Consider the following 23,910-nt stretch of genomic DNA (forward strand, 5'->3'; position numbering starts at 1 on the left):
GGTGGGACGCGAACCAGCCAGACGACACGGAGGACGTGTGAGGATCAGGCACCACTCCGGCGCCCGCCCCGGGCGGAGCGCTCGCGACGCGGCCCTGCCGGCCGTCCCGGCCCTGGCCGCGCTGCTCGCCTGCCTGTGGGGCATCCGGCGTGGGTCGATGTGGCAGGACGAGGCGACGACGTACGTCGTCGCGGGAAGGCCGCTGCCCGACCTCTGGCACACGCTGGGGAACGTCGACGCGGTGCACGGCTGCTACTACCTGCTGCTCCATCCTCTTCTCCGGCTCGTGGGCGACACCGTCCCGGCGGAGGTCGCGATCCGGATTCCCTCCGTCCTCGCCACGGCCGTCGCGGCGTCCGGCGTGGCGGCGATCGGACGGCGGCTGGTCTCCGCCCCGGCCGGTCTCTACGCGGGCCTCGTGTACGGCACGGCCCCCGCCGTCGTCGCCTACGGCCAGGAGGGCCGGTCGTACGCGCTGGTCGGGGCCGCTGTGGTGGAGGCCACGCGCCTGCTCACGCGGGCGCTGGAGGACCCGGCGCGCACGAGGAGATGGATCTGGTACGCCGTCGCGGTGGCTGTGGCGTGCCTGCTCAACCTCTTCGCCGCCCTGGCACTCGTGGCGCACGCGGCCACGGTTTCGATCGCCGCCCGCGGGCGGACCGCGAGAGACGAGGTGACGGGCGAGAACGCCGGTGTCCCTGACGGGCCGCGGCGGTGGGGTGTGCCGCTCCGGTGGGCCGGAGCGAGCGCGTGCGCCCTGCTCGCCGTCCTGCCCCTCGCGTGGATCGCGTTCGGGCAGCGCGACCAGGTCTCATGGCTGGAGCGGCCCGGCTGGCCCGAGGTGCGCGCTCTCGTGGCGCGGTTCGCCGGGTCCGGCCTCTCGCTCGCGGCGACCGTCGTGCTCGTCCTGCTGGGACTGACACTGGGACTCGCACCGGGACTCGCACCGGGACCGGCACCGGGGCTGGGCGACCGACGCGCCAACGCCGTGGGGCTCGTGGCGGTGGCCGTGCCGCTCGCCGTGCTGCCGCCCGCCCTGCTGATCGCCGTCTCGCGGATCCACCCCTTCTACCAGGACCGCTACGTCCTGTTCTCGATGGCGGGGCTCGCGCTGCTGACGGGCGCGGGGCTGGCCCGGGCCGTGAAGCTCGTGCCCGGACCGGCGCCGGACCGGTCGCCAAACCAGTCGCCAAACCAGTCAACAGGCCGGTCGCCAGGCCGGTCGCCGGGTGGGTGGCGGGGTTGGTGGCGGATCGCGCCGCGGGCAGCCGCCGCGGTGGCGCTGCCGGTGTTGCTGCTGGCGGCGTCCCTGCCGGACCAGGCCGCCGTCCGGCGGATCGACAGCCGCCCGGACGACCCGGCCGCCGCGGCCCGGGTCGTCGGGTCGGGACGGCGGCCCGGAGACGCCGTGCTCTTCCTGCCCTCGATCCGCCGCCTGGTCGCCGAGGCGTACCCCGCCTCGTTCGACGGGGTCCGCGACGCGGCGATCAGGGCCGGCGGCGCGGAGTCGGGCACGCTGGCCGGCCGGGAACTGCCCGCGGCCGACCTCGTCGCCGCGCTGGGCGCGGCGCCCCGGGTGTGGGTGGTGAGCCGCCCGCATCCCGCGCCCGCCGACCTGGCGTCCGCGCGGGACACGGCCAAGCGGGACCTGCTTCGGGAGGGCTACCGGAAGGAGCGCGCCTTCCGGGTGCTCGGCTACACCGTACGGCTGTACACGCGGCTCAGCCCTTGACGGCCCCCGCGGTGAGGCCGCTGACGAGCTGCCGCTCGGCCACGGCGTAGAAACCGAGGGCGGGCAGCATCGCGACCACGATGTAGGCCATGACCCGGGCGACGTCCGTCGCGTACTGCCCCTGGAACTGCTGGACGCCCAGCGGGATCGTGAACAGGCCGTCGTCGCTGAACACCACCAGCGGCAGCATGAACTGGTTCCAGCTGTTGACGACCGCCAGCACGGACACCGTGGCGATCGCGGGCCGGGCCATCGGGAGCAGGATCCGCCAGAAGAAGCCGAACGGGGTGCACCCGTCGAGGATCGCCGCCTCCTCGATCTCTCCCGGGATGGCCCGGAAGAAGCCGCGCAGGATGATGATCGTCATCGGCATGCCGAAGGCGGCCTGCGGAAGGATCACGCCGAGCGGGTTGTCGAGCAGCCCGAACATCCGCAGCAGCACGAACAGCGGCAGGATCGCCACCGCGAACGGGAACATGAGCCCGGCGGCGAACATCGTGAACAGCGCCTCGCGGCCACGGAAGGCGAACCGGGCGAACACGAAGGCCGCCAGCGCCGAGACCGCGACGACCACGAGCGTGGTCAGCACCGCGATGTAGGTGCTGTTCCAGAGCATGTGCCAGAACGACCCCGAGGCGAGAATGCCCCCGTAGTTCTCCGGCATCCAGGGGTCGGGCAGGCCGATCGGGTTGCTGGAAAGCTGCCGGGTTGTCTTGAAGCCGCCGAGCACGGCGTACACCAGCGGGACAGCGACGAACAACGCCGTGATCACGACGATCGTGTGCAGGGACAGGCTGCGCAGGAGACCGCCCGACGCCGGCGACTGCTTGTGGCGGTTGGTGCTCATCGCTGTTCTCGCAGCACGGTGGAGGCTCCTTGGAGGTCACGCCGCATGACGTATCTCTGGTAGAAGAGCGCGAACACGAGGCTGATGAAGAACATCACCACGCTGATCGCACTCGCGTAGCCGACCTGGAAGCGCTTGAAACCGAACTGGAACATCGTCACGGCCATGGTCTCGGAGGAGTGCGACGGGCCTCCGCCGGTGATGATCCAGACCAGGTCGAACAGCTGGATCGCACCGATGACCGACAGGAACACGCTGATGCGGATGGTGGGGCCGAGCAGCGGCAGCGTGACGTAGCGGAAGACCTTCCAGCCGGTCGCGCCGTCGATCTGGGCGGCCTCGGTGAGCTCCCGCGGGATGCCCTGTCGCCCGGCGATGTACAAGATCATGTGGAAGCCGAAGTACTTCCAGGTCATGACGATGAACACCGACATCATCACCGACGACGGGTCGGCGAACCAGTCGAGGGGGTCGACCCCGAACCAGCCCAGGACGACGTTGGCCAGGCCGTCCGTCGGCGACAGGATCATCATGAACAGGACCGCGGTGATCGCCTCGGACAGCATGTACGGGGCGAAGAACAGCAGGCGGAAGAAGGCCCGGCCGCGGATCCTCTGGTTGAGCAGCATGGCGATGCCCAGCGAGAGGGGAAGCTGCACCACCAGCGACAGGATGATCAGCAACAGGCCGCGCCACAGGTCGCCCAGGAAGACCTCGTCCGCCAGCAGGCGGGTGAAGTTCGCCAGCCCGACGAAGTCGGTGGGCAGGCCGCGCATGCCGTTCCACTTGAAGACGCTCGCGTAGAAGGCGAGCAGGATCGGCGCCACCACAAGCCCGAAGAAGAGCACGAGCGCGGGCAGCAGGAACAGGAGGATCGTGGTGAACCCCCGGAGCCGGTGGCTCCGGGGTCTCGTCGTCTTCACGCGGCAGTTACTCCGACTTCGCCGTTTCCGTGATGGCCTGAGCCACCTGCTCCGGCGTCTTGGTTCCACCGATCAGCTGGGCCACGCTGTCGTTGACCTCCTGGCCCACGGCCGGCGGATACGCCTGGTCGAGGTAGAGCTGGAACCCGGTCGCCCCGGCGAGGTTCTTGGCGACCACGCTCAGGTTGGGGTCGGTGACCGCGTCCTCCTCGCCCTTGAGCACCGGGAGCACGCCGCCGGTCGCGACGGCCTTGCGGTGCTCGGTGCTCTCGGTGAGGAACTTCACCCACTCGATCGCCTCGGCCGGCGCCTCGGCGCCGATCGCGAAGCCGCCACCGCCGCCGAAGGCGTCGGTGACCGCGCCGGCGCCGCCGTCGACGGCCGGGAAGGGGAAGAAGCCGAGGTCGTCGCCGAGGCCCTTGCCGGCGTCCTTCTCGACCGCGGGCGCCCACTGGCCCATCAGCTCCATGGCGGCCTTGCCGTCGCCCATGGTCGCGGCCTGGCCGCCCGGGTCGCCGTACGTCGCGCCGAGGAAGCCCTTCTGGAACGGCTGGAGGTCAGCGAGCTCCTTGAGCTTCTGCCCCGCCTGCACGAAGGGCGCGCCCGTGAAGTCCTTGCTCGCACCGGCCTGCTTCAGCGCGTCGAGGCCGCCGATCCGCATGGCGAGGTAGGCCCAGTAGTAGTGGCCCGGCCACTTGTCCTTGCCGCCCAGGGCGATCGGGGTGACGCCGGCCGACTTGAGCTTCTTGACGTCGTCGATGAGCTCCGACCAGGTCCCCGGCGGCTCGGCGATCCCGGCCTTCTTGAACAGGGCCTTGTTGTACCAGAAGCCGACCATGCCGATGTCGTCCGGGATCGCGTACGTCTTGCCCTCGATCTGGTACGCCGACAGCGCCGCGTCGGTGAACGTTCCGAGCCAGGAACCGGCGTCGCCGGAGAGGTCCTTGACCAGGCCCGCGTCGACCTGCTGGCCGAGCACGCCACCACCCCAGGTCTGGAAGACGTCCGGCGCCTTGCCGGACTGCGTGAGCGTCGTCAGCTTCGCCTTGAACGCCTCGTTCTCATAAGGAACGCTCTTGATGGTGATGTTCGGGTGCTTGGCCTGGAAATCCTTGATCGCCTGAGCGCCGTAGCTCTTCAATGGCTCGGTGGTCCAGATGTTCCACCACTCGACCGTCACCTTGCCCTCGGCTGAGCTCTTGCTCTCGCCGGCATCGTTCCCGGTACTACCGCATCCCCCGAGGACAAGCGCGGACGCCGCCAGCAGCGCCGCACTCCGACGACTTAAATTCACGGTGGTTTCCCTTCTGGATTCCAACCGAAACTTTCGGAATTCAGACCGATAGTTTCTGCGATGGGGCAGAGGCTACAGCGGGCTCACGCTCATATCAACGGCTGTTGTGCAGCTGTTACGAGCCGCCGGAGGCGAAAGGAAGGCATGTTCGCCGCTCTAATCACAAAAGGGCTATAAAGGAATAAATCCGTCTTTACTGCACGAACCTCTCAAGTCACTTGAAAACGGAAGGAGGCCGTGTGGGGACACGGCCTCCCGAAGACGCGGGACGCGTCAGTGCGCGGCGGCGGTCGGCCGCCGGCCGTACGCGTGCTTGACGAGCGCGATCAGGACCTCCTTGCCCGACTCCCGCTTGCGCGCGTCGCACAGCAGGATCGGCACGTCCTGGCCGAGGTTCAGCGCGAGCTTGACCTCGTCCAGGTCGAAGACCGGTGCGCCGTCGAAGCAGTTCACCGCGACGACGAAGGGGGTGCCGCGCCGCTCGAAGTAGTCGACGGAGGGGAAGCAGTCGGCCAGCCTGCGGGTGTCGGCCAGCACCACCGCGCCGAGCGCTCCCCGGGCCAGCTCGTCCCACACGAACCAGAACCGCTCCTGGCCCGGGGTGCCGAAGAGATAGAGGACGAAGTCCTGCCCGATGCTGATGCGGCCGAAGTCCATGGCCACGGTGGTGGTCGCCTTCGCCTCGACCCCGGACAGGTCGTCCACACCGACGCTGAGGTTCGTCAGCGTCTCCTCGGTGCGCAGGGGGCGGATCTCCGAGACCGCGCCGACCATCGTCGTCTTGCCGACCCCGAAGCCGCCGGCGATCAGCAGTTTGATCGCCTTGGGCATCTTCAGGGTGTCAGAGCGCCCGGAGACCATCGAGCACCGCCTTGTACATCCGCTCGTCGAGCACGTCCATCTCCGGTTGGGGCTGCTGCACGGCCACGAACCCCCGGTCGAACAGGTCGCCGAGGAGGACCCGGACGATCCCGGCCGGCAGGTCCAGGTGGGCGGCGATCTCCGCCACCGACATCGCCCGGCGGCACAGCCGTACGATCGCCTGGTGCTCGGGGTCGAGCCCGATCTCCGCTCCGGTGGTGGGGCGGATCGTCACCGCGAGCGAGATGAGGTCGAAGCGGTCCTGCGCCTCCGTACGGCCGCGCGCGATGACGTACGGGCGGATCGTCGGCGCGTCGAGTAAGCGTTCCTCGTCCGGGCTCCAGTCAAGGTTCACAGGCGGACCTCCCTGCCCGTGGCCCGGTCGATCGTCGTCCGCGCGGGCGAGGTGAGGTACTGCCCGACCCGCGCGACGAGCATCGCCATCTCGTACGCCACCAGGCCCACGTCGGCGTCGCCGGTGCAGAGCACGGCCAGGCAGGCGCCCTGCCCCGCCACCGTCACCATCAGGAATGCGGACTTCATCTCCACGATGGTCTGCCGTACCTGCCCGCCCTTGAAGCGCTCGCCGACACCGCGGGCGAGGCTCTGCAGTCCGGACGCCACGGCGGAGAGATGTTCGGCGTCCTCCAGGCGCAGGCCCTGGGAGGTCGCCAGCAGCAGACCGTCCGTGGACAACACGATGCCGTGCTCCACCTCGCGGACCCGCGCGACGAGGTCGTCGAGCAGCCACGCGAGGTCCGCGGACGCGCCGGTCTTCTGTGTCACAGGTTGTCCTCCCCTTCACCTAGCAGCTTGGCGGCCTCGGATCTGCCGCGCCTGGTCCCCGACTGGAACGAGCCCATGATCTTGCGGACGTCCTCCGGCGAGCGGTCCTCCTCGTCCTCCGGTTCCGCGCCGCCCTTCGGCTCCTCGGCGAGCGCCGGAGCGAGGCTCGCCTGGGGCACCCGGAACGGCAGCCCGGACGGGGTGAACGCGGCCGGGGGCTCGGGCCCGGCCGGCTCGGCGGCGATCGGCGCGGGCCTGGGCGTCTCTGCTGCCCTCGGCACGGGAACCACCTCCTGGACTGGTAGCGGGTCCGCGTCGGGCGCGCCCACCAGCGCGATCTCGCGCGCCCCGCGTTCCCGTCGGTCGAGACGAGGACGGGTCTCCTGCTCGGGGTGTTCGTCGCCGCTCTCCATGACGAGCTCGCGCGGCAGCAGGACGACCGCGGTCGTGCCGCCGTACGGCGACGCCTTGAGCGACACCCTGATGCCGTGCCGCTCGGCGAGACGGCTGACCACGTACAGGCCCAGCCTCGCGGTGCTGGACAGGTTGAACTCGGGCGGATCGGCGATCCGCTGGTTGGCCGTCTCCAGGTCGTCGGGGCTCATCCCGAGACCCCGGTCCTCGATCTCCAGGGCGTACCCGCTGGCCACCACCTGACCGCCCACCTGCACCATCGTGTACGGCGGGGAGAACGACACCGCGTTCTCGATCAGCTCCGCGAGCAGGTGGATGACGTCGCCGACCGCGCGTCCGTTGAGCGATGTCTGCCCCATGGGCAGGACGGTGACCCGGGTGTAGTCCTCGACCTCGGCCAGGGCGCCGCGCACGACGTCGACCATGGGCACCGAGCGCCGCCAGGCACGGGCGGGGGACGCTCCGGAGAGGACGATGAGGTTCTCGGCGTTGCGCCGCATGCGGGTGGCGAGGTGGTCGATGCGGAACAGGTCCTTCAGCTCCGCGGGGTCCGACTCGCGCCGCTCCATCACGTCGAGCAGGGTCAGCTGGCGGTGGACCAGCGACTGCGTACGCCGGGCGAGGCTCAGCAGGATGTCGCGGATGCTCTGCCTGAGCTGCGCCTCCTCGACCGCGGTGCGGATCGCGGTCTCCTGCACGGTGTTGAACGCCGCGCCCACCTGGCCGATGACGTCCGGGCCGAAGTCCAGCGGCGGCGCCTCCGCGCGGATGTCGACCTTCTCGCCCTGGGCGAGGCGGGCGACCACTCCGGGCAGCCGTTCGTTGGCCAGTTCGAGCGCGGCCTCCCGCAGCTTCTCCAGCTGGCGGACCAGCGCCCTGGCCGTCGTGACCGACAGGACGATCGACGCGACGACCGCCACCAGGCCGAGCACGCCGGCCAGCAGGAGCCGGGCGATGACGGCGGCGGCGACGGGCGTGGTCCGCTCGACCAGGCGGTCACCGGCCTCCAGGATCGCGCTCTGCAGCTCCGCCAGAGCGGGCTCCGTCGCGGCCCGCCACTGCTCCGCGCCGATCGGCGGAAGGCCGCCGGGCCGCGAGCTCTGCATGACGTTCTCTTCGAGCGCACGCAGGCGGGTGAAGCTCTGTCCCCGCTCCAGGCGTTCGAAGATGGCGCGGTCGGAGTCGGGCAGCGCGATGACGGCCTCGGCCTTGTGGAAGCGCTGAACGCCGACGATCTCCGTGAACCTCGCGCGTTCCGACACGGTCAGCCGCCCGGAAGCGAGGGCTCCGGCGAGCAGCGCGTCCTCCTCCGAGAGCAGTTCCCGTGCCCGGCTCAGGTCGATGAGCGTACGCGTGTCGTGCGCGACGTCCTTGTCGTCCAGGGTGGCCAGCGCGTCGTAGGTGCGGTAGACGGAGTCGACGACCGTCGTGTAGGAGTCGTACGCCCTGCTGCGGTCGGACTGTCCGCCGTCGACGAGACTGCGGTTCTTCGGCAGCCCGTCGAGCTGGCGGATCATGTCGTCGATACGCCGCTTCAGCACCGCGTCGGCGGCGAACTGCACGTTGCCGCCCTTGGCCAGGCGGCGGAACTCGTCGGCCGCCGCGTCCGTCCGCGCCCGCTGCGCGCGCAGGTTGCCGCGGTCGGCCGAGGGGTTCCCCATGGCGACGACGGTGAGCCGCCGTTCCCGCTGGAGCTCGACCAGGAGCGTCTCGCTCGGCTGCGCCACACCGCTGTCGTAGACGGCGACCCAGACCAGGTTGAGGCCCTCCCGTAGCGTCACCCAGGCGGCGAACGCCCACAGCGCGACAAGGGACAACAGCAAAGCCGCCACCTTGGTCCGCACGCTGGAATTACGGAAGCGCATGAGACCACCCTGCGAAATCGGCGATACGCGAGCGTTTCGCGGCGATTAACATCGCCCGACGTCAAGGGGTCGCACGCGCTGCTCACCCAAAAACCCGCGCTACATCTCGGACACCTTAGCAAATGCTAAGAAAACCCCTCAAGCCGGAGCAATATGGTCAATAATGTCCACTTTTCCGAAAATGACGGATTTCCCGAGCGTTGATCATACTTGACCAGCGAGCCTCACAACAAGTGATCGAGACTGTGCGAGGTGCATCGCCGCCAGAACGGCCGCCCGCACGACCGCCAGCGGCCGATAGAGGTCCTTGTCGTGCCACAGCGGCGGTCCCTCGGACACGTCGGCCGACCGCAGCAGGTAGGCGTACCCCCGCGCCGCCGCCTCCGTCACCCGCCGCCCGCTGCCGGCGAACAGGAGGAGTTGCAGGGCGTAGGCGGTCTCCTCGACCGTACCGGCCCAGCGGCCCCAGCCGCCGTCGTCGCGCTGGGTGTCCAGCACCCACTCGACACCGGCCCGCACCGCGTCCGCCGCCTCCGCCCCGCCGAACTCGTGCAGCGCGAGGCCGCAGGACGCGGTGCCGTAGTACGGCGACGCGTGCCACCGGTCGTCCCAGCTCCCGTCCTGCCGCTGCTGTTCGCGGAGCCATCCGGACAGCTTGCGGATGGCCGGCGCGTACGCCGGGGCGGCCTCCGGCCGTACGGCGGCGTACCGCCCGAAGGCGTCGAGCACGTGAGCGTTAACACTGACGGACGCGCCCTCTTCTCCCTGCCAGGTGCAGAAATGCGTCGGCGTCTCGAACGCCCACAGGCTGCCGGGATCCTGGGGCAGGCCGAGCAGCGTCAACGCGTACAGGGCGACGGAGGTGGTGTCGGCGTCGGGCGGCAGTCCCGCGCCCGCCGGCGTACCCGCCGGACCGATCGCCGTCCTGAGGTCCACCAGCATCTCCGGAGGGACCTCGAACGATATGCCGGCCCGCGCCAGCGAGCTCAGCACCCATCCGCGCTCGAAGACGGTGATCGGCAGGCCCACCGGCACCGGGCCGCCGTGCCGCCGCACCACCGCCTCGAGGTGCCAGCGGACGGGATGCCCGGGCTCACTGGGTCCTCTGTCACCCAGCCATGCCGCACTCGCGGCGGGCGACGCCCCGACCGTGCCGATCTCGGTCACGTGGACCGCGGCCGCGCCGTGGGCCGCGTCCCCGGCGATCTCCAGTGCGTGCAGGAGCTTCTGGGGGATCTCCTCCTCCGACGCCACCCACCTGCGGACCGCCGCCAGCGGGGCCTCGCTCATCCCGGCGGGCAGCGCGAGGGCGGCGCTCATCCCGTTCGCGGCGAGATGGTCGTTGATGCGCGCGACCAGCGACGGGACGATCAGCTCGATGGCCGGCATGTCGGGCAGCGACAGCCGCGTGTCGCCGAGGCAGCGGGACAGCCGCGCCAGCCCCCGCACGGCGGCCTCCCGCAGCGCCTCCACCCGCACACCGGTGTCCTCGCCCCGGCCCAGCACCGAAAGGAGGGCCTCGGTCGCGCTGAGGGAGGGCACCAGCCCGTAACCGTCCGGGGCTCCCCATCCTCCGTCCGGGCGCTGGTTGCCCAGCAGCCAGCGCACGCGCTCGCCGTGCCCGGTGAGCCAGGGGGCCAGGGTCACCAGGCGGCCGGTCTCGTAGACGGACGGGGATACCTGTCCCCACGGCATCGACATCAGCCCGAGCACCAGGTCCTGGGCCGCGCCCACGACGTCGGTCGCCGGCGGCGGGGCAAGGTCGTTCACTTTCACAGTTCGCCCCAGTAGTCCGCGAGCCCGTAGAAGCCCGTGCTGTAACCGATCTGCCGTTCGAGATAGGCCGACTCGTCCGGGCGGCCGCTCCGCAGCGACCGGAGCCGCCCCCGGCACTCCTTCGTGAGGATCCCGATGTGCGCGACCACCTCGTCCCTGGTCACGCCGAGCAGGAGGGCGTTGAGATCACCCCAGGTGACGTCGCGCTCGTAGGTGGCGAGGTCGTTCAGCAGACGCAGCACACGCTGCACCGCGTCACTCGCCTCGGTCAGCTCGTCCAGGCGGGGAACGACGCCGGGGTCTCCGGCGTGGATCCAGTGCGAGACGTTGACGAACGTCGATCCGAAATTCCCGGCGTTTCCGAGATACTGCTCGAAGGAGGGCATCGAGTCCCCGCCGGAGACCTGGTGCTTCCAATCCCACTCGCGCGCCATTGCCGTGAGCATCCGTTCGAGCTCGTCCCGCCAGGCCGCGCGCAGCGGTGGGAAGAGCGGGGACGCGGCGAGCTCGTCACGGATGACGGCGAGGAACCGCGTGAGCGGCGTGTCCGGATCGGGCGCGCGGCCGTCCGCGACCGCGAGCGCCCCGCGCACGATGTCGCCGATCTCCGTCCGCGAGGTGGCCTCGTGATCGATCAGCCAGTCGGCCGCGAAGATCCACAGGGATGTGCGGTTGGCGATCCTCAGCCGCTCGGCGGTCGCGTCCGGAGACCCGAACGCGTTGGCCAGGGACACCGACGCGTACAGCGTCGCGTCGAACGGCCTGGCCGCGAACAGCTCGGGGAACGCTGCGGCACACTCCTGGAGGTCCCGCTGACAGCGCGCCGCGAGGGCGCAGGTCCTGCCACTTGCCACCGCCGACGCCGGATGCCCGGCGTCGGGGCGTGGTGCCGTGCTCATGCCCTGGCGCCTCCGGCGACGGGCTCAAGGCGCACCTCGATTGTCTCCTTGGGCCGCAGCGACGCGCCCGGGAACGGCGTGAGCGGCCTGGGGGCGCGCACCTGCGGCCGGAACCGCGCCAGGATGCCGGCCACGATCAGCGGCGCCTCCATGTAGAAGAGGTGCTGGCCGATGCAGAGATGCGGGCCTCCGCCGAAGGGGAAGTAGGCGTACCGGTGCCGCCGCTCACGCCTGTCCACCGCGAACCGCTCGGGGTCGAACTCGTCCGGACGGTCCCAGAACTCCTCCAGCCGCTGGGTCACGTAAGGGCTGATGAGCAGGGTGGAACCGGGCTCGATCGGCACGTCGCCGAGGAGGTTGGCCCGCAGCGCCATGCGCGGCATCATCCAGCCCGGCGGATACAGCCGGAGCATCTCCTGGAACACCGACTTCAGGTAGGTCAGCCGGGGCAGGCAGGACGCGTCCACCGGGCCGCGCCCGACGACGGTCTCCACCTCTTCGTACAGACGCGCGGCGACCTCTGGGTGATCGTGGAGGAGCGGCCACAGCCAGGTCAGCGCCACCGCCGTGGTCTCGCCCGACGCGCCGTAGATGCTGACGAGGTCGTCGCGGATCCGCCGTTCGGCGCCCGGGCCGTCCTCGTCGGCACGGGCGCGGGCGAGCGCCGAGATGATGTCGTTGCCGTCGCCGGGATCCCTGCGGGCCTGCCTGACCAGCGGCAGCACCACGTCGTCGATCACCTCGACCGCTCGCCTGAAAGCCCGGTCTCCGGGCATCGGGAACCACTCGGGCGCGAAGGGCACCAGCAACCGGGAGGTGAACGAGGTCGCGGCGATCGCGTACGCCGGGGCCAGCCGCTCGGCGTCCGCGACGGAGATCTTGTCGCCGAACAGGACCCGGATGACGATCCGGCTCACCAGGCGGGCCAGCTCCTCGCAGATGTCGATCCAACGCCCCTCCCGGGCGTACGCCTCCCAGGCCGTGAGCTCCCTGTCGATCGTCTCGGCCATGTCCTGGGCCAGGCTCGCGACGTACCTGGCGGTGAAGAGGGGCTGCAGGATTCTCCGGCTGGACTCCCAGTCGGGGCCCTCGGTGAGGATGCTCCGGCCGGCCAGCCGCTCCACCGGTTTCCAGAAGACGCCCTCCCGCGGGTGGTTCTCCCAGTCGCCGCGCAGGACGTGCTGTACGTGGTCCGGATGACTTACGAGGTAGGGGCGGAACGGACCCAGGTTGAGCCGGACGACCTCGCCGCGCGCCTGCCGGGCCAGTCCGGCGAGCGTGTTTACCGGGTCACGAAGCAGGGGACGGAGGGTGTGGCGCAATGGCAGGGATAACGATCTCGCCGGTGGCCTGATGTCGATCGCCTCGGAAGTCACGGCCGTCTCCCTCTCGCGGTAGGCATGTGGCCGGACGCCCCTCGCCTGGGCCTCGTCCAGTGACCACACCGATCGTCACTGGCGGAGTATCACACGCCGAGGAAGTTTTGATCAAGATTCTGGCCTAGTGATACTTTTGTAGGGATTCATTACCAGATGGACCATCGGGGACCCCTTGGCGTGGTTCGGGAACGCCGAAACCACCACAACCAGGCACAACGGAAAAGGGCCGGACCATAACGGCCCGGCCCTCACGGCTCGGCGTCAGCCGTGGCTGGTCACCAGCAGCGCGATGCCCACGAGGATGACGATGGGGATCAGCCACACCACGACCTCGCCGAGGAACTCCTTGTACATGGGGACCGAATCCTCTCGGTGACGTGCGAAAAAGCGAACGGACCTGCAGCATATTCGGTCCCGCCGCCCCGGCGGAACCCACATCGCCCCAGGCGACGGCGGGTGCGGGCCGGTCGCGGCGCCCGTCCCGGCCGGGTCCCGTCCAAGATCCCGCGCAGGATCCGGATGCAAGATCGAAACTGAAACGTACATGAAACGTCCCAGGTAGGCCCGTTCTCCCGGGGCCGTCCCTGGGCCGGACGGGTCACCGCTCCCTACCATCGCGCCGGACGGCACGAGGGAGAGCGGTATGTCGAAGAGAAGCGCGGCCCTGGCGGCCCTGCTCGTGGTGCTCGGGCTGCTCGTCACCCGGCCCGCGCAGGCGGCACCGGTGCGGATCATGGCGCTGGGCGACTCGATCACCGGATCGCCCGGCTGCTGGCGGGCCCTGCTCTGGAACAGGTTGCAGAGCAACGGCTTCACCAACATCGACATGGTGGGGACGCTGCCTCCCCAGGGCTGCTCGGTCGCCTACGACGGCGACAACGAGGGTCACGGCGGCGCGCTGGTCACCAACGTGGCCGACCAGAACCAGCTGCCCGGATGGCTCTCGGCGACCCGTCCCGACATCGTGCTGATGCACTTCGGCACCAACGACGTGTGGAGCAACAAGCCCACCGCGACCGTCCTCGCGGCGTACGGCAAGCTCGTGGACCAGATGCGGGCCAGCAACCCGAACATGCGGGTGCTGGTCGCGAAGATCATTCCGATGAACCCGGGCACCTGCCCCGAGTGCGGGCAGCGGGTGGTCGACCTGAACAACGCCATCCCCGGCTGGGCCGCCGCCAAGACCGCCGCGGCGTCCCCGATCCAGGTGGTCGACCAGTGGGCCGGCTTCAGCACGAGCGCGGACACCTACGACGGCGTCCACCCCAACGCGAGCGGCGACCAGAAGATGGCCGACAGGTGGTACCCGGCCCTGGCGGCGCTGCTCGGCGGCGGACAGCCGTCGCCCTCCGCGTCGCCTTCGCGTTCGCCCTCTCCCTCGCCGTCACCGTCCGCATCGCCGTCGCCGTCGCCGTCCCAGTCGCCGTCGGCCCGGCCCAGTTCCTCGGGCTGCGCCGCCTCCTATGTGGTCACCAACCAGTGGGGCGGCGGCTTCCAGGCCGAAGTCACGGTGAAGAACACCGGCACGGCCCCCATCAGCGGCTGGACCGTGACCTGGACCTTCTCGAACGGCCAGCAGGTGTCCCAGGCGTGGAACGGCACAGTCACCCAGAGCGGGGCGAACGTGACGGCGAAGAACGTGAGCTGGAACGGCTCCCTCGCCGCGGGCGCCACCACCACCCTGGGCTTCCTCGCCTCCTGGAACGGCGTCAACTCCGCCCCCGCTCCGGGCTGCGTGGCCATCCCCTGACCTCCACCGGGCCCGGCCGGTCACGGCGCGGCGGCCCGCCCGGCAGGCGCGCGTCCCCCGGCGTCCCCCGGTGCCCCGAGCGGGCCCCGGGGGACGCGCGCGAACGGCGGCGGCACGGCCCCACGCGAACGGCCCACCTGTCCCCCCACTCCGCGTCACCGCCCTCGGGCGGCGCGACCCGCCGCCCGAGGACAAGCCGCCCGGGGCGAGGCGGCGGTGGACATTACCGGTAGATGCACATGAACTGAATTCCCTACGACCCGCCCTGTCTGCCGTCTGGCGGGCGTGTTCCCTGGGACGATGGCGCAGTCTGACCGGTCGTGGCCCGATATCGACGTGGTCGGCGCCGCCGTCCGCGACCCCGTCACCGTGTACGACCGGGTGGACGGCCGGGTGGACGGCCGCGCCGAGGGCCCGGCGCCGGGCGAGCTTCCGCACGAGGGCAACCGGGTGCCCGACATCGCCGCGCTCGACGCCCGCCGTCTCGTGGTGGCCTGGCGTGCCGGAGTGGCCGACGCGCACGACTCCTCCCCCACCGACCAGGGCGCGATCATGTACGGCCGCTCCGGCGACGCGGGCCGCACCTGGACCATCGGCACGCTCGCGGCCGACACGTCCGAGCACCGCTACCACTACGTCATGTTCCTCAAGGACGGCGGGACGCTGCTGGCGCTCCTCGGCCGGATCACGATCGGCGCCGACCGCGACGCCGCCGGGAACGTCGACGGCTTCCCCGTCACGATGGTCGCGAAGAAGAGCACCGACGGCGGCCGCACGTGGACCGGCTTCCCCGTGTCGGTGGCCGTGCCCGCCAACACCAGAGGTGTCGTGGTGGCCGGCAAGCCGCTGAGGCACGACGGCCTGTGGCTGGTGCCGTACTGGCAGGCGGCGGGGGGCACCACCAGGGCCGGCGTGCTGCGCTCGGCGGACCTGGTCACCTGGACGCCCGGCGCTCTCGCGGCCAACCCGCCCGGCCTGTCGGTGGAGGAACCGCAGGTCGTGGTGGCCCAGGACGACCCGGGCACGCTGCTCATGGTCGCCCGCACAATCCGCGGCGGCACCGCGGCGGACAAGGACGCCTACTACCGCTCGCACGCGGCGTGCGCCGCGACCGCGACGAGCGTGGACGGCGGGCTGACCTGGTCCGCCTTCACCGTGGACCCGGAACTGCCGAACTACTACGTCAAGACGTTCTTCACCCGGGACTCCGACGGCCGCTACCTGACGATCTACAACACGCTGGCCGGGCCGTTCACCGGCCCGGCGTCCGGCAAGCCCGACCAGTACCGCGAGGTCCTCCACTACAAGGTCAAACTGCCGGGCACGCCGTGGGGCCCGGGACGGCTCTTCGCCGACGGCAGGCGACTGACCTCGGGGGCGGCCCGCGGCTGGGACGTCTACGCCTCGGCCGACGAGTACGAGCCGGGCCGGTTCTTCGTCGTCTGGGAGCACAACCAGATCGAGATCAGGGCCGCCCGGCTCGACCTGCAGGAGGTCTTCACCGGGATCGCCCCCGGATGGAACGGATGGACCCGGAGCGGCGGTGTGACGGTGCCGGAGCCGGCGGGCGCGCTGCGCCTCGCCACCGGGCGGATCAGCCGTCCGTACGGACCGCCGGGCGGTTTCGTCCTGACCTTCCACGGCAGGGTGACCCGATTTCCCGCCTCGGGTGAGGGCCTGAGAATCGAGGTGGACACGGGCAGGCGGCTCCTCACCGCCGTCGTCCGTCCCGGTGGGCCGCAGGTGCTGACCGCGCAGGGGCCGGTGCCCGTCCCCGGCGCGGGCGACCGGTGGCGGTTGATCGTCGACGCCACGGGCACCGTGGTCGCGCAGTCCCTCCCCTCCGCCTCCCCCACGGCCTCCCGGTGGGCCCTCCCCGCGTCGTCCGGCCCGAGGGGCGTGTCGGTCCGGAGCGACGGAGAGGCCGTGCTCGACCTGCTGGAGGTCACCGACCATGTGGCCGGCGGGTCCTGGCAGGGCTGGCGGCTCGACCCGGCGGGAGGAGCGTCGCTCCTGGACGGCGGCCTGCGCCTGCACAGCACCACGAGCCGGGTCGCGCAGGCCACGCTGCCGCTCGACGTGACCACGGCCTGCGACTTCACCCTGGAGTTCCACGGCCGGGTGATCGACGACAGCGCCCTGGATCCCCGCACCGGACAGGGGGTCGCTCTCGGCTGCAAGGTCGCCAACGGCGCCCGGCGGCTCATGCTGACGGTGCAGCGGAGCGGTGTGTGGACGATGAAGAAGGGCTCCGGCACCTGGGAGAAGGTCGTCTCGCTCACCGGCGCCGGACGGCCGGCCACCTGGAGGGTCGCCGTGGACAGCGCGGGCGTGGCCCGGCTGTCCCGCGACGGCGTCGACACCGGGGCGACCTGGGTCGTGCCGGACAGCAGGGAGGCGCCGCAGGTCACGCATTGGGTCGCGGGCACGGCGGGCGGCAACGCCGCCGTCGCCCACGTCGACTGGACCCTGGTCACCGCCACCCTCGGCCGCTCCGCCGCTACCGATATCCGGTGACGTCGGCGGGGCGGCCGGCGTCCTGCACCTCGACCATGTAGCGCCAGGCGTCCGGGCGGCTGCCGTCCACGTCGGTGAAGCCGTACACCTGGGCGAGCCCGCCGCTGGACAACGACTGCCCGTTCCAGCGGCTCACCTCGGGGTCGGCGGCCAGGGCCGCGACCGCCCGCCCCACGAAGGCCGGGGTCTCGGAGATGGCGAAGTGCGGCTCGCGAACCAGCGCGTCCCGCCAGGTCGCCTCCGTCACGCCGAAGTGCTCCAACATGATCTCCGAGCGCAGCCAGCCGGGCGTGAGCGACACCGCCGCCGCGCCGTACGGCGCCAGCTCCTTGGCCTGCGCGAACGCCATGCGGAGCACCGAGGTCTTCGCGAGGTCGTAGAAGAACGAGAGGCGGTAGTTGGCGGCGTTGTACTCCGCCGTGCCGTCGGTCACCTCCACGACCAGCCCGCCCGGCCTGCGGATCAGCAGGGGCAGCGCGTAGTGACTGGTGACGATGTGCGTGTCGACGGCGAGCCGCAGGATGCGCAGGCCGTCGTCGAGGGAGTGCTCCCAGAGCCGGTCGCTCCAGCTGAACAGCAGCTCCCCGCCCCAGATGTCGTTGACCAGCACGTCGAGCCCGCCCTGCTCGGCGTCGATCCGCTTCACCAGGGCCTGCACCTGGTCGTGGTCGAGATGGTCGACCGGCACGGCGATCCCCCGCCCTCCGGCGGCGGTGACCAGCTCGGCCGTCTCCTCGATCGTCTCCGGGCGGTTCATCTCCGAACGCCGCTCACGCGTGGTACGGCCGGTCACGTACACCGTCGCACCTGCCGCGCCCAGCTCCACCGCGATGCCGCGGCCCGCGCCGCGGGTCGCCCCGGCGACCAGAACGACCTTCCCCTCCAGGCTTACCGTCATGGGTCGTCATGCTGCCAGACGCCACCGACGAAAAGTGTTGGCCGCGATCCCTGTGGGCAGTGCGTGCTTTCGGTTAGGGTGCTGATCGCGATCCCGAGGAGGACGGCATGAGCGAATACGCGGCGACTTTCAACCTGATCGACACCGACCAGGACGGACGGATCTCGGCCGCGGAACTCGTCCGCCTGATGGAGGTGCTCGGGCAGCCGCTCACGCCCGAGGGCGCACAGGGGGCGATCAACAAGGTCGACGCGGACGGCGACGGCCTGATCGACCTCGACGAGTTCGCCACCTGGCTCAGCGGACGCTGAGCCGGCGCCGGGCGGGCACCGAAGGCGGCGACGAGGTCTGGGCGGGCGCCCGCGAGCCCGTACGCGTCCCTGCCGATGGGCAACCGTCCTGCCCGGTCCTCGCCACCCCGGACCAATGCGGGGCGCACCCCTGAAGAGCCGCGAAGCACGCCGCTCCAGGGTGCCGGGGCGGCGATAATCGAGTCATGATGGCGGCCGAGTCGGCGCAGACGCTCGAACGGGGCTTACGGCTGTTGCGGCTGCTCGCCGACGCCAACCGGGGGCGGACGCCCACCGAGCTGGCCCAGGAGCTGGGCCTCAGCCGGCCGATCGTCTACCGGCTGCTGACGACGCTGCAGGCCGAGGGGTTCGCCCGGCGGGACGCGAACGGCCGGGTGCACCTGGGCTTCGGCGTGCTGGTCCTGGCCCAGGCCGTGCATCCGCTGCTGCGGGCGGCGGCCCTGCCGGAGCTGCGCGCGCTCGCCGAGCACGCGGGGGCGACCGCCCACCTGACCGTGGCCGAAGGCGACGAAGGACTCGCGGTCGCAGTGGTCGAGCCCTCGTGGACCGATCTCCACGTCGCCTACCGCGAGGGATCGCGCCATCCCCTGACGCGCGGCGCGGGCGGGCGGGCGCTGCTCGCGCTGAGGGAGGGCCTCGCGGAGCCGCCGCTGTACACGAGCAGGGGGCAGCTCCAGGAGGGGGCGCAGGGCATCGCCGCCCCGATCCGGGGTCTGCCCTGGCTGGAGGCGTCGGTCGGGGTGATCAGCTTCGCCGACCTGGACGCCGAGAAGGTGGGCCCGCTCGTCCTGGACGCGGCGGCCCGGCTCACGACCGCCCTGACCGAACCTCCACGCTGACGGTCGCCCCGCGCCGGCCGCGGCCCGGCGAAGGCCGTGTTCCGCTCGCGCATGGCCGCACGCTTGACATCGGGGCAGGCATGGCGAATCGTCGTACATATATAGGACATGCTCGTCCGATAGCCGGACACATGGAGGCGTCATGCCGTACTACCGGGTGGTCGGGGAGGTCCCGCGCAAGCGCCATGTGCAGTTCCGCGCCCCCGGCGGCGGACTGTACAAGGAGGAGCTCATGGGAGAGGAGGGCTTCTCCTCCGACTCCTCGCTGCTCTACCACCGCCACGCGCCGACGGCGATCGTCAAGGCCGAGGCCGTGGACGCGGGAACGCCCGCTCTCACGCCGAACCTGCCGCTCTCCCCCCGGCACTTCCGCACCCAGGACCTGAAGCCCGGCGGCGACCTGGTCTCCGGGCGCCTGCCGCTCGCGGGCAACTCCGACGTCCGCATCTCGTACGCCGCGTGCGACGCCCCGAGTGAGCTGTACCGCGACTCGATGGGCGACGAGTGCGTGTACGTCGCGAGCGGCCGGGCCAGGTTCGAGTCGGCGTACGGCGCGCTGGACGTGGCCGAGGGCGACTACGTGGTCGTCCCGACCGGGACGATCCACCGCTGGGTGCCCGAGGGACCGGTGACCGCGCTGGTGATCGAGGCGGCCGGGCACATCAGGCCGCCGAAACGCTACCTGTCCCAGTACGGCCAGTTCCTGGAGCACGCACCGTACTGCGAGCGGGACCTGCGGGCGCCGGCCGAGCCGCTGCTCGTGGACGGCGAGGAGGTGCCGGTCCTGGTCAGGACACGGGGCGGACTGACCCGGCTGACCTACGCCAACCACCCCTTCGACGTGGTCGGCTGGGACGGCTGCCTCTATCCGTACGCGTTCAACATCCGGGACTTCGAGCCGATCGTGAAGCGGACCCACGCGCCGCCACCGGTCCACCAGACGTTCGAAGGGCCCGGCTTCGTCGTCTGCTCGTTCTGCCCCCGCCCGCTGGACTTCCACCCGGAAGCGGTGCCGATCCCGTACAACCACCACAACGTGGACTCCGACGAGTTCATGTTCTACGTGGGCGGCGACTACACAGCCAGGAAGGGATCGGGCATCGACGTCGGCTCGATCTCGCTGCATCCCGCGGGCTTCACGCACGGCCCCCAGCCGGGCGCGGTGGAGGCCGCCGTCGAGGCCGTGCGCCAGGGACACACCGAGACGACCGAGATGGCCGTGATGATCGACACCTTCCGCCCGCTCGACCTCGGGCAGACCGCCCTCGCGTGCGAGGACACCGGCTACGCGTGGACGTGGGCGGCGCCGCGATGAGCTTCGGCCTCGGCAACCTGCCGTACGGCGTGTTCTCCCGGGCCGGGGAGCCCCGCAGGGTCGGCGTCCGGGTCGGGGACCACGTCCTCGACCTGGCGGCCGCCCTGGGCAGGGACGTCTTCGCCGCGCCCAGCCTCAACCCGTTCCTCGCCCTCGGCCGTACGGCCTGGCAGGAGGCGCGGGGACGGGCGCGCGAGGCCGCGGCCGCGGGCGACCATCTGATCCCGCTGACGGAGGTCACCCTGCACCTGCCGGTCGAGGTGGCCGACTACGTGGACTTCTACGCCTCGCTGGAGCACGCGTCCAACCTCGGGCGCATCCTGCGGCCGGGCGAGGAGCCGCTGAAGCCGAACTGGCGGCACCTGCCCGTCGGCTACCACGGCCGGGCGGGCAGCGTCGTGGTGTCCGGGACGCCGATCAGGCGGCCGTGCGGGCAACGGCCGTCCTTCGGGCCCTCGGCCAAGCTGGACATCGAGGCGGAACTCGGCTTCGTCGTCGGCGTGCCGGCGCCGCTCGGCGGGCGCGCCGGCGCGTTCGAGGACCACGTCTTCGGGGTCGCGCTCGTCAACGACTGGAGTGCCCGGGACATCCAGGCGTGGGAGTACGTCCCGCTCGGTCCCTTCCTGGGCAAGTCGTTCGCCACCTCCATGTCGGCGTGGATCACCCCGCTGGAGGCGCTGGAGGAGGCCAGGGTCGAGGGCCGGTCGCAGGACCCGGAGCCCCTTCCGTACCTGACCAGGCAGACGCCCTGGGGCCTCGACCTCACCCTGCGGGTCGACCTGAACGGCGAGACGGTCTCCACGCCTTCGTACCGCGACATGTACTGGACTCCCGACCAGATGCTCGCCCACCTGACCGTGAACGGCGCGGGTCTCCGCACCGGCGACCTGTTCGCGAGCGGGACCGTCTCGTCCGCCGGGCAGCCGGGCTCGCTCATCGAGCTGACCTGGAACGGCGCCGAGCCGGTGAAGCTGCCGGGCGAGACCCGCACGTTCCTGGAGGACGGCGACACCGTGACGATCACGGCCTGGACCTCGCACGGGATGAGCCTCGGCGAGGTGTCGGGGACGATCCTTCCGGCGACTTAGCGTATTTCTGTCGTCACCCCTCGCTATCTTTGGGGCCCGTGGAGTTACCCAAGCGTCCCCAGCGAGGCATCCGGCCCGGCCGGCCGGACCGGCACACGCCCGACGGCCGGTTCGCGGCGCCGCCCGTGAGCCGCTTGGTGCTCGTGGGCCGTGCGGTGCTCGCGGTGCTGCTCACGTGGTGCGCGGTGCTCTCCGCCGGCTGCGCCGTGCGCGTGCCGCCCGCGCCGCGCATCACGATCGCCCCCGCGTCGGGCACGGCGGAGGCGCCGCCCGACGCGGGCCTCGTCGTCAGAGCGGAGGGCGGCAGGCTCACCACCGTGCTGGCGTTCGCCGGGCGTGATCCGGTGCCCGGCGCGTTCGATCCGTCCCGCACCGTGTGGCGGTCCTCCTGGACGCTGCGTCCCGGCACGCAGTACGTGGTCGACGCGGTCGCCACCGGAGCCGAGGGCGTGACCGGCCAGGTAGCCGCGAGCTTCCGCACCCTCCGCCCGCGCCGTGAGGTGGCCGTCGCCTCGGTCGCGCCGTACGACGGGGAGACGGTGGGGATCGGCATGCCGATCGTCGTGACGTTCACCCGGCCGGTGGAGGACCGCGCGGCCGTCGAGCGCGCGCTGGAGGTGCGGGGGCCCGTCGAGGGCGCCTGGCGCTGGCCGGGGCCCGCCCAGGTCGTCTACCGTCCCCGCAGGATGTGGCCGGCGAACACGACCGTGCGCTTCACCGCCCACCTGGCCGGGGTCCGCGCCGGACCCGCCACGTACGGCGCCGCCGACCGGAGCGTGGCCTTCACCGTGGGCCGGGCGATGGTCAGCACCGTCGACACCCGGGCCCACCAGATGGTCGTACGGCAGGACGGGGTGGTGGCGCGGCGGATGCGGATCAGCGCCGGCATGGCGACCACCAGGGAGTACACCACTTCGAGCGGCACCCATCTCACGATGGACAAGGGCAACCCCGTCCGCATGGTGTCGCCGGGCCGCCGCGAGGGCGACCCCGGCTACTACGACAAGCTCATCGGCTACGCCGTGCGGATCTCCAACAGCGGCGAGTACGTCCACGCGATGGACAACACATGGGCGCAGGGCAGGGTGAACGTCAGCCACGGCTGCGTCAACGTCCGCCCCGACGAGGCCCGATGGTTCTACGACCACGCCCTCCGCGGCGACCCCGTCGTCGTCACCGGCACCTCCCGCAGGCTGGAGTGGGACAACGGCTGGGGCTACTGGCAGCTCTCCTGGCCCCAATGGCTCGCCGGCGGCGCCCGCGCCGCTCCCCCCTGACGCACCTCCGGAGCGCGACGGTCAGGCCTGGCCTTCCTTCAGGACGGGACCGGGCAGGGCGACGGTCACGTCGAGCCCTCCCTCAGAGCGGGGGCGGACGTCCAGCGTGCCGTGGTGGGCCTCGGCGATCGCGGCCACGATCGACAGTCCGAGTCCGAGCCCGTCCCGGCCCGCCTTCCTGCCGCTCTGCAGCCGCTGGAAGGGCTGAAGCAGCAGGGGGACGCGCTCCGCCGGGATCGGCGGGCCGCTGTTGCGGATCCTGAGCGTGGGGAGGCCGCCCGTCACGCCGGTCCACACCGTGATCCACCCGCCCGGCACGTTGTACCTCCGCGCGTTGTCGAGAAGGTTCGCCACCAGACGTTCGATCAGAGCGGGATCGGCGAAGGCGGGCGCCGGGTGAAGCGACGCCTCGATCCGGGGGCCGGGGTCGTCCCCGTGCCGGAGTGCCTGCGCGGTGACGGCCGCGAGGTCGAGCCGCTCCCGCCGGTGCAGGCCCTCCTGGCTGCGGGCCAGGGTGAGCAGCGCCTCGATGAGCCGTTCCTGGTGTTCCCCGGCCGCCAGCACGCGTCCCAGCACGGCCCGCAACGACTCGGCATCGGCCTCCGGATCGGCGAGCGCGATCTCGGCCGTGGCCCGTTGCAGTGTCAGCGGAGTGCGCAGCTCATGGGAGGCGTTGGCGACGAACCTCCGCTGCGCGGTGAACGCCCCCTCCAGCCGGTCGAGCAGGTCGTTGAAGGTGACGGCCAGCCGCCTGAGCTCGTCGTCCGGCCCGGAGACGGGCAGCCGCCGGTCGAGCCGTTCGGCGGTGATGCGCCGGACCGTCGCGGTCATCGCCCCCAGGGGCCGCAGGGCGCGCCCCGCCGCGAACCAGCCCAGGACCATCGCCGCGAAGGCCGCCACCGCGAACGCGACCAGGGAGTTCACCAGCAGGCGGCGCAGGTTCGCGGCCTGCTCGACGTGATCCGGTCCGAGTGTCCCGGCGGGCGGTCCGCCACCCCCCGGAGCCGTGGGCGCGGGTGCCGGGCCGGGGAACGGCGAGAAACGGGCCAGGACGTAGACGAGGGCGACCAGCAGCGCCCCGGCCACCAGGAACAGGCCCGTGTAGAGCAGGGTCAGGCGCAGCCGTACGGTCCTCACGG

General features: G+C 71.5%; 20 protein-coding genes. 8 read left to right on the plus strand and 12 right to left on the minus strand.

What is annotated here, in order from left to right:
• Positions 1 to 37: 37 nt before the first annotated feature.
• Entirely contained in the window at positions 38 to 1,732 is a 1,695-nt protein-coding gene (locus HHX40_RS31895; RefSeq protein WP_182883552.1) for a glycosyltransferase family 39 protein, read from the plus strand.
• On the opposite strand, the gene HHX40_RS31900 is transcribed toward HHX40_RS31895, so the two are convergent.
• The 10 genes from HHX40_RS31900 to HHX40_RS31945 all read right to left on the minus strand — a co-directional run bounded on the left by HHX40_RS31900 (position 1,722) and on the right by HHX40_RS31945 (position 12,773).
• A complete protein-coding gene (locus tag HHX40_RS31900; protein ID WP_117409740.1) occupies positions 1,722 to 2,579 on the minus strand; it encodes a carbohydrate ABC transporter permease in 858 nt (285 codons plus the stop codon). The two genes, HHX40_RS31895 and HHX40_RS31900, sit on opposite strands and share 11 nt — an antisense overlap.
• On the minus strand, positions 2,576 to 3,502 hold the full coding sequence (locus tag HHX40_RS31905; RefSeq protein ID WP_182883553.1) for a carbohydrate ABC transporter permease: 927 nt from the start codon (positions 3,500 to 3,502) through the stop codon (positions 2,576 to 2,578). Before HHX40_RS31905 ends, HHX40_RS31900 begins: the two co-directional genes overlap by 4 nt.
• A gap of 7 nt (positions 3,503 to 3,509) precedes the next feature.
• On the minus strand, positions 3,510 to 4,796 hold the full coding sequence (locus HHX40_RS31910) for an extracellular solute-binding protein (RefSeq protein WP_182883554.1): 1,287 nt from the start codon (positions 4,794 to 4,796) through the stop codon (positions 3,510 to 3,512).
• A 273-nt stretch (positions 4,797 to 5,069) separates the two neighbouring features.
• Positions 5,070 to 5,657, minus strand: a complete 588-nt coding sequence (locus HHX40_RS31915; protein WP_117409737.1) for a GTP-binding protein — start codon at positions 5,655 to 5,657, stop codon at positions 5,070 to 5,072.
• On the minus strand, positions 5,638 to 6,012 hold the full coding sequence (locus tag HHX40_RS31920) for a DUF742 domain-containing protein (protein WP_117409736.1): 375 nt from the start codon (positions 6,010 to 6,012) through the stop codon (positions 5,638 to 5,640). Before HHX40_RS31920 ends, HHX40_RS31915 begins: the two co-directional genes overlap by 20 nt.
• Positions 6,009 to 6,443 (minus strand): roadblock/LC7 domain-containing protein, encoded by a 435-nt coding sequence (locus HHX40_RS31925; protein WP_117409735.1) that lies wholly within the window; start codon positions 6,441 to 6,443, stop codon positions 6,009 to 6,011. The genes HHX40_RS31920 and HHX40_RS31925 overlap by 4 nt, the downstream gene beginning before the upstream one ends.
• On the minus strand, positions 6,440 to 8,722 hold the full coding sequence (locus HHX40_RS31930; protein WP_182883555.1) for a nitrate- and nitrite sensing domain-containing protein: 2,283 nt from the start codon (positions 8,720 to 8,722) through the stop codon (positions 6,440 to 6,442). The genes HHX40_RS31925 and HHX40_RS31930 overlap by 4 nt, the downstream gene beginning before the upstream one ends.
• A 204-nt stretch (positions 8,723 to 8,926) precedes the next feature.
• A complete protein-coding gene (locus HHX40_RS31935) occupies positions 8,927 to 10,492 on the minus strand; it encodes a prenyltransferase/squalene oxidase repeat-containing protein (protein WP_310738375.1) in 1,566 nt (521 codons plus the stop codon).
• 2 nt (positions 10,493 to 10,494) lie between these two features.
• Positions 10,495 to 11,397, minus strand: a complete 903-nt coding sequence (locus HHX40_RS31940) for a terpene synthase family protein (RefSeq protein WP_182883556.1) — start codon at positions 11,395 to 11,397, stop codon at positions 10,495 to 10,497.
• Positions 11,394 to 12,773 carry a cytochrome P450 gene (locus tag HHX40_RS31945; RefSeq protein ID WP_220499833.1) on the minus strand — a complete coding sequence of 460 codons (1,380 nt, stop codon included), beginning with the start codon at positions 12,771 to 12,773 and terminating at the stop codon, positions 11,394 to 11,396. The genes HHX40_RS31940 and HHX40_RS31945 overlap by 4 nt, the downstream gene beginning before the upstream one ends.
• 646 nt (positions 12,774 to 13,419) lie before the next feature.
• Here HHX40_RS31945 and HHX40_RS31950 point away from each other — a divergent pair.
• Positions 13,420 to 14,526, plus strand: a complete 1,107-nt coding sequence (locus HHX40_RS31950; RefSeq protein WP_182883557.1) for a cellulose binding domain-containing protein — start codon at positions 13,420 to 13,422, stop codon at positions 14,524 to 14,526.
• Between the two features lie 300 nt (positions 14,527 to 14,826).
• Positions 14,827 to 17,043 (plus strand): sialidase family protein, encoded by a 2,217-nt coding sequence (locus HHX40_RS31955; RefSeq protein WP_182883558.1) that lies wholly within the window; start codon positions 14,827 to 14,829, stop codon positions 17,041 to 17,043.
• Here the strand turns inward: HHX40_RS31955 and HHX40_RS31960 are convergent.
• On the minus strand, positions 17,027 to 17,941 hold the full coding sequence (locus HHX40_RS31960) for an SDR family oxidoreductase (RefSeq protein ID WP_182883559.1): 915 nt from the start codon (positions 17,939 to 17,941) through the stop codon (positions 17,027 to 17,029). The two genes, HHX40_RS31955 and HHX40_RS31960, sit on opposite strands and share 17 nt — an antisense overlap.
• Before the next feature lie 107 nt (positions 17,942 to 18,048).
• Between HHX40_RS31960 and HHX40_RS31965 the strand changes: the two genes are divergently transcribed.
• From HHX40_RS31965 to HHX40_RS31985, 5 genes are all read left to right on the plus strand, one after another.
• The gene (locus HHX40_RS31965; RefSeq protein ID WP_117410479.1) at positions 18,049 to 18,252 is read left to right on the plus strand and encodes an EF-hand domain-containing protein; all 204 of its coding nucleotides are present in this window, start codon (positions 18,049 to 18,051) and stop codon (positions 18,250 to 18,252) included.
• Between the two features lie 185 nt (positions 18,253 to 18,437).
• A complete protein-coding gene (locus HHX40_RS31970; RefSeq protein ID WP_244302139.1) occupies positions 18,438 to 19,091 on the plus strand; it encodes an IclR family transcriptional regulator in 654 nt (217 codons plus the stop codon).
• A 142-nt stretch (positions 19,092 to 19,233) separates the two neighbouring features.
• A complete protein-coding gene (locus HHX40_RS31975; protein WP_182883560.1) occupies positions 19,234 to 20,406 on the plus strand; it encodes a homogentisate 1,2-dioxygenase in 1,173 nt (390 codons plus the stop codon).
• Positions 20,403 to 21,494: a fumarylacetoacetase gene (gene fahA, locus HHX40_RS31980; protein WP_182883613.1), complete on the plus strand. Its 1,092-nt coding sequence runs from the start codon at positions 20,403 to 20,405 to the stop codon at positions 21,492 to 21,494. Before HHX40_RS31975 ends, fahA begins: the two co-directional genes overlap by 4 nt.
• A 38-nt stretch (positions 21,495 to 21,532) precedes the next feature.
• Positions 21,533 to 22,771, plus strand: coding sequence for a L,D-transpeptidase (locus HHX40_RS31985; RefSeq protein ID WP_310738376.1), 1,239 nt, complete (start codon positions 21,533 to 21,535; stop codon positions 22,769 to 22,771).
• A gap of 21 nt (positions 22,772 to 22,792) precedes the next feature.
• Here HHX40_RS31985 and HHX40_RS31990 read toward each other — a convergent pair whose 3' ends face one another.
• Positions 22,793 to 23,908, minus strand: coding sequence for a sensor histidine kinase (locus HHX40_RS31990; protein WP_220499834.1), 1,116 nt, complete (start codon positions 23,906 to 23,908; stop codon positions 22,793 to 22,795).
• Between the last annotated feature and the right edge of the window lie 2 nt (positions 23,909 to 23,910).

The sequence above is a fragment of the Microbispora sp. H10949 genome, assembly GCF_014161435.1.
In the GTDB taxonomy this organism is placed as follows: Bacteria; Actinomycetota; Actinomycetes; order Streptosporangiales; family Streptosporangiaceae; genus Microbispora; species Microbispora triticiradicis.

Bases quoted from the DNA above. Each gene is read 5' to 3' on its own strand.
- HHX40_RS31900 (WP_117409740.1), bottom strand. From the start codon at position 2,579: ATGAGCACCAACCGCCACAAGCAGTCGCCGGCGTCGGGCGGTCTCCTG.
- HHX40_RS31915 (WP_117409737.1), bottom strand. From the start codon at position 5,657: ATGGTCTCCGGGCGCTCTGACACCCTGAAGATGCCCAAGGCGATCAAA.
- HHX40_RS31930 (WP_182883555.1), bottom strand. From the start codon at position 8,722: ATGCGCTTCCGTAATTCCAGCGTGCGGACCAAGGTGGCGGCTTTGCTG.
- HHX40_RS31940 (WP_182883556.1), bottom strand. From the start codon at position 11,397: ATGAGCACGGCACCACGCCCCGACGCCGGGCATCCGGCGTCGGCGGTG.
- HHX40_RS31950 (WP_182883557.1), top strand. From the start codon at position 13,420: ATGTCGAAGAGAAGCGCGGCCCTGGCGGCCCTGCTCGTGGTGCTCGGG.
- HHX40_RS31955 (WP_182883558.1), top strand. From the start codon at position 14,827: ATGGCGCAGTCTGACCGGTCGTGGCCCGATATCGACGTGGTCGGCGCC.
- HHX40_RS31960 (WP_182883559.1), bottom strand. From the start codon at position 17,941: ATGACGGTAAGCCTGGAGGGGAAGGTCGTTCTGGTCGCCGGGGCGACC.
- HHX40_RS31965 (WP_117410479.1), top strand. From the start codon at position 18,049: ATGAGCGAATACGCGGCGACTTTCAACCTGATCGACACCGACCAGGAC.
- HHX40_RS31970 (WP_244302139.1), top strand. From the start codon at position 18,438: ATGATGGCGGCCGAGTCGGCGCAGACGCTCGAACGGGGCTTACGGCTG.
- HHX40_RS31975 (WP_182883560.1), top strand. From the start codon at position 19,234: ATGCCGTACTACCGGGTGGTCGGGGAGGTCCCGCGCAAGCGCCATGTG.
- fahA (WP_182883613.1), top strand. From the start codon at position 20,403: ATGAGCTTCGGCCTCGGCAACCTGCCGTACGGCGTGTTCTCCCGGGCC.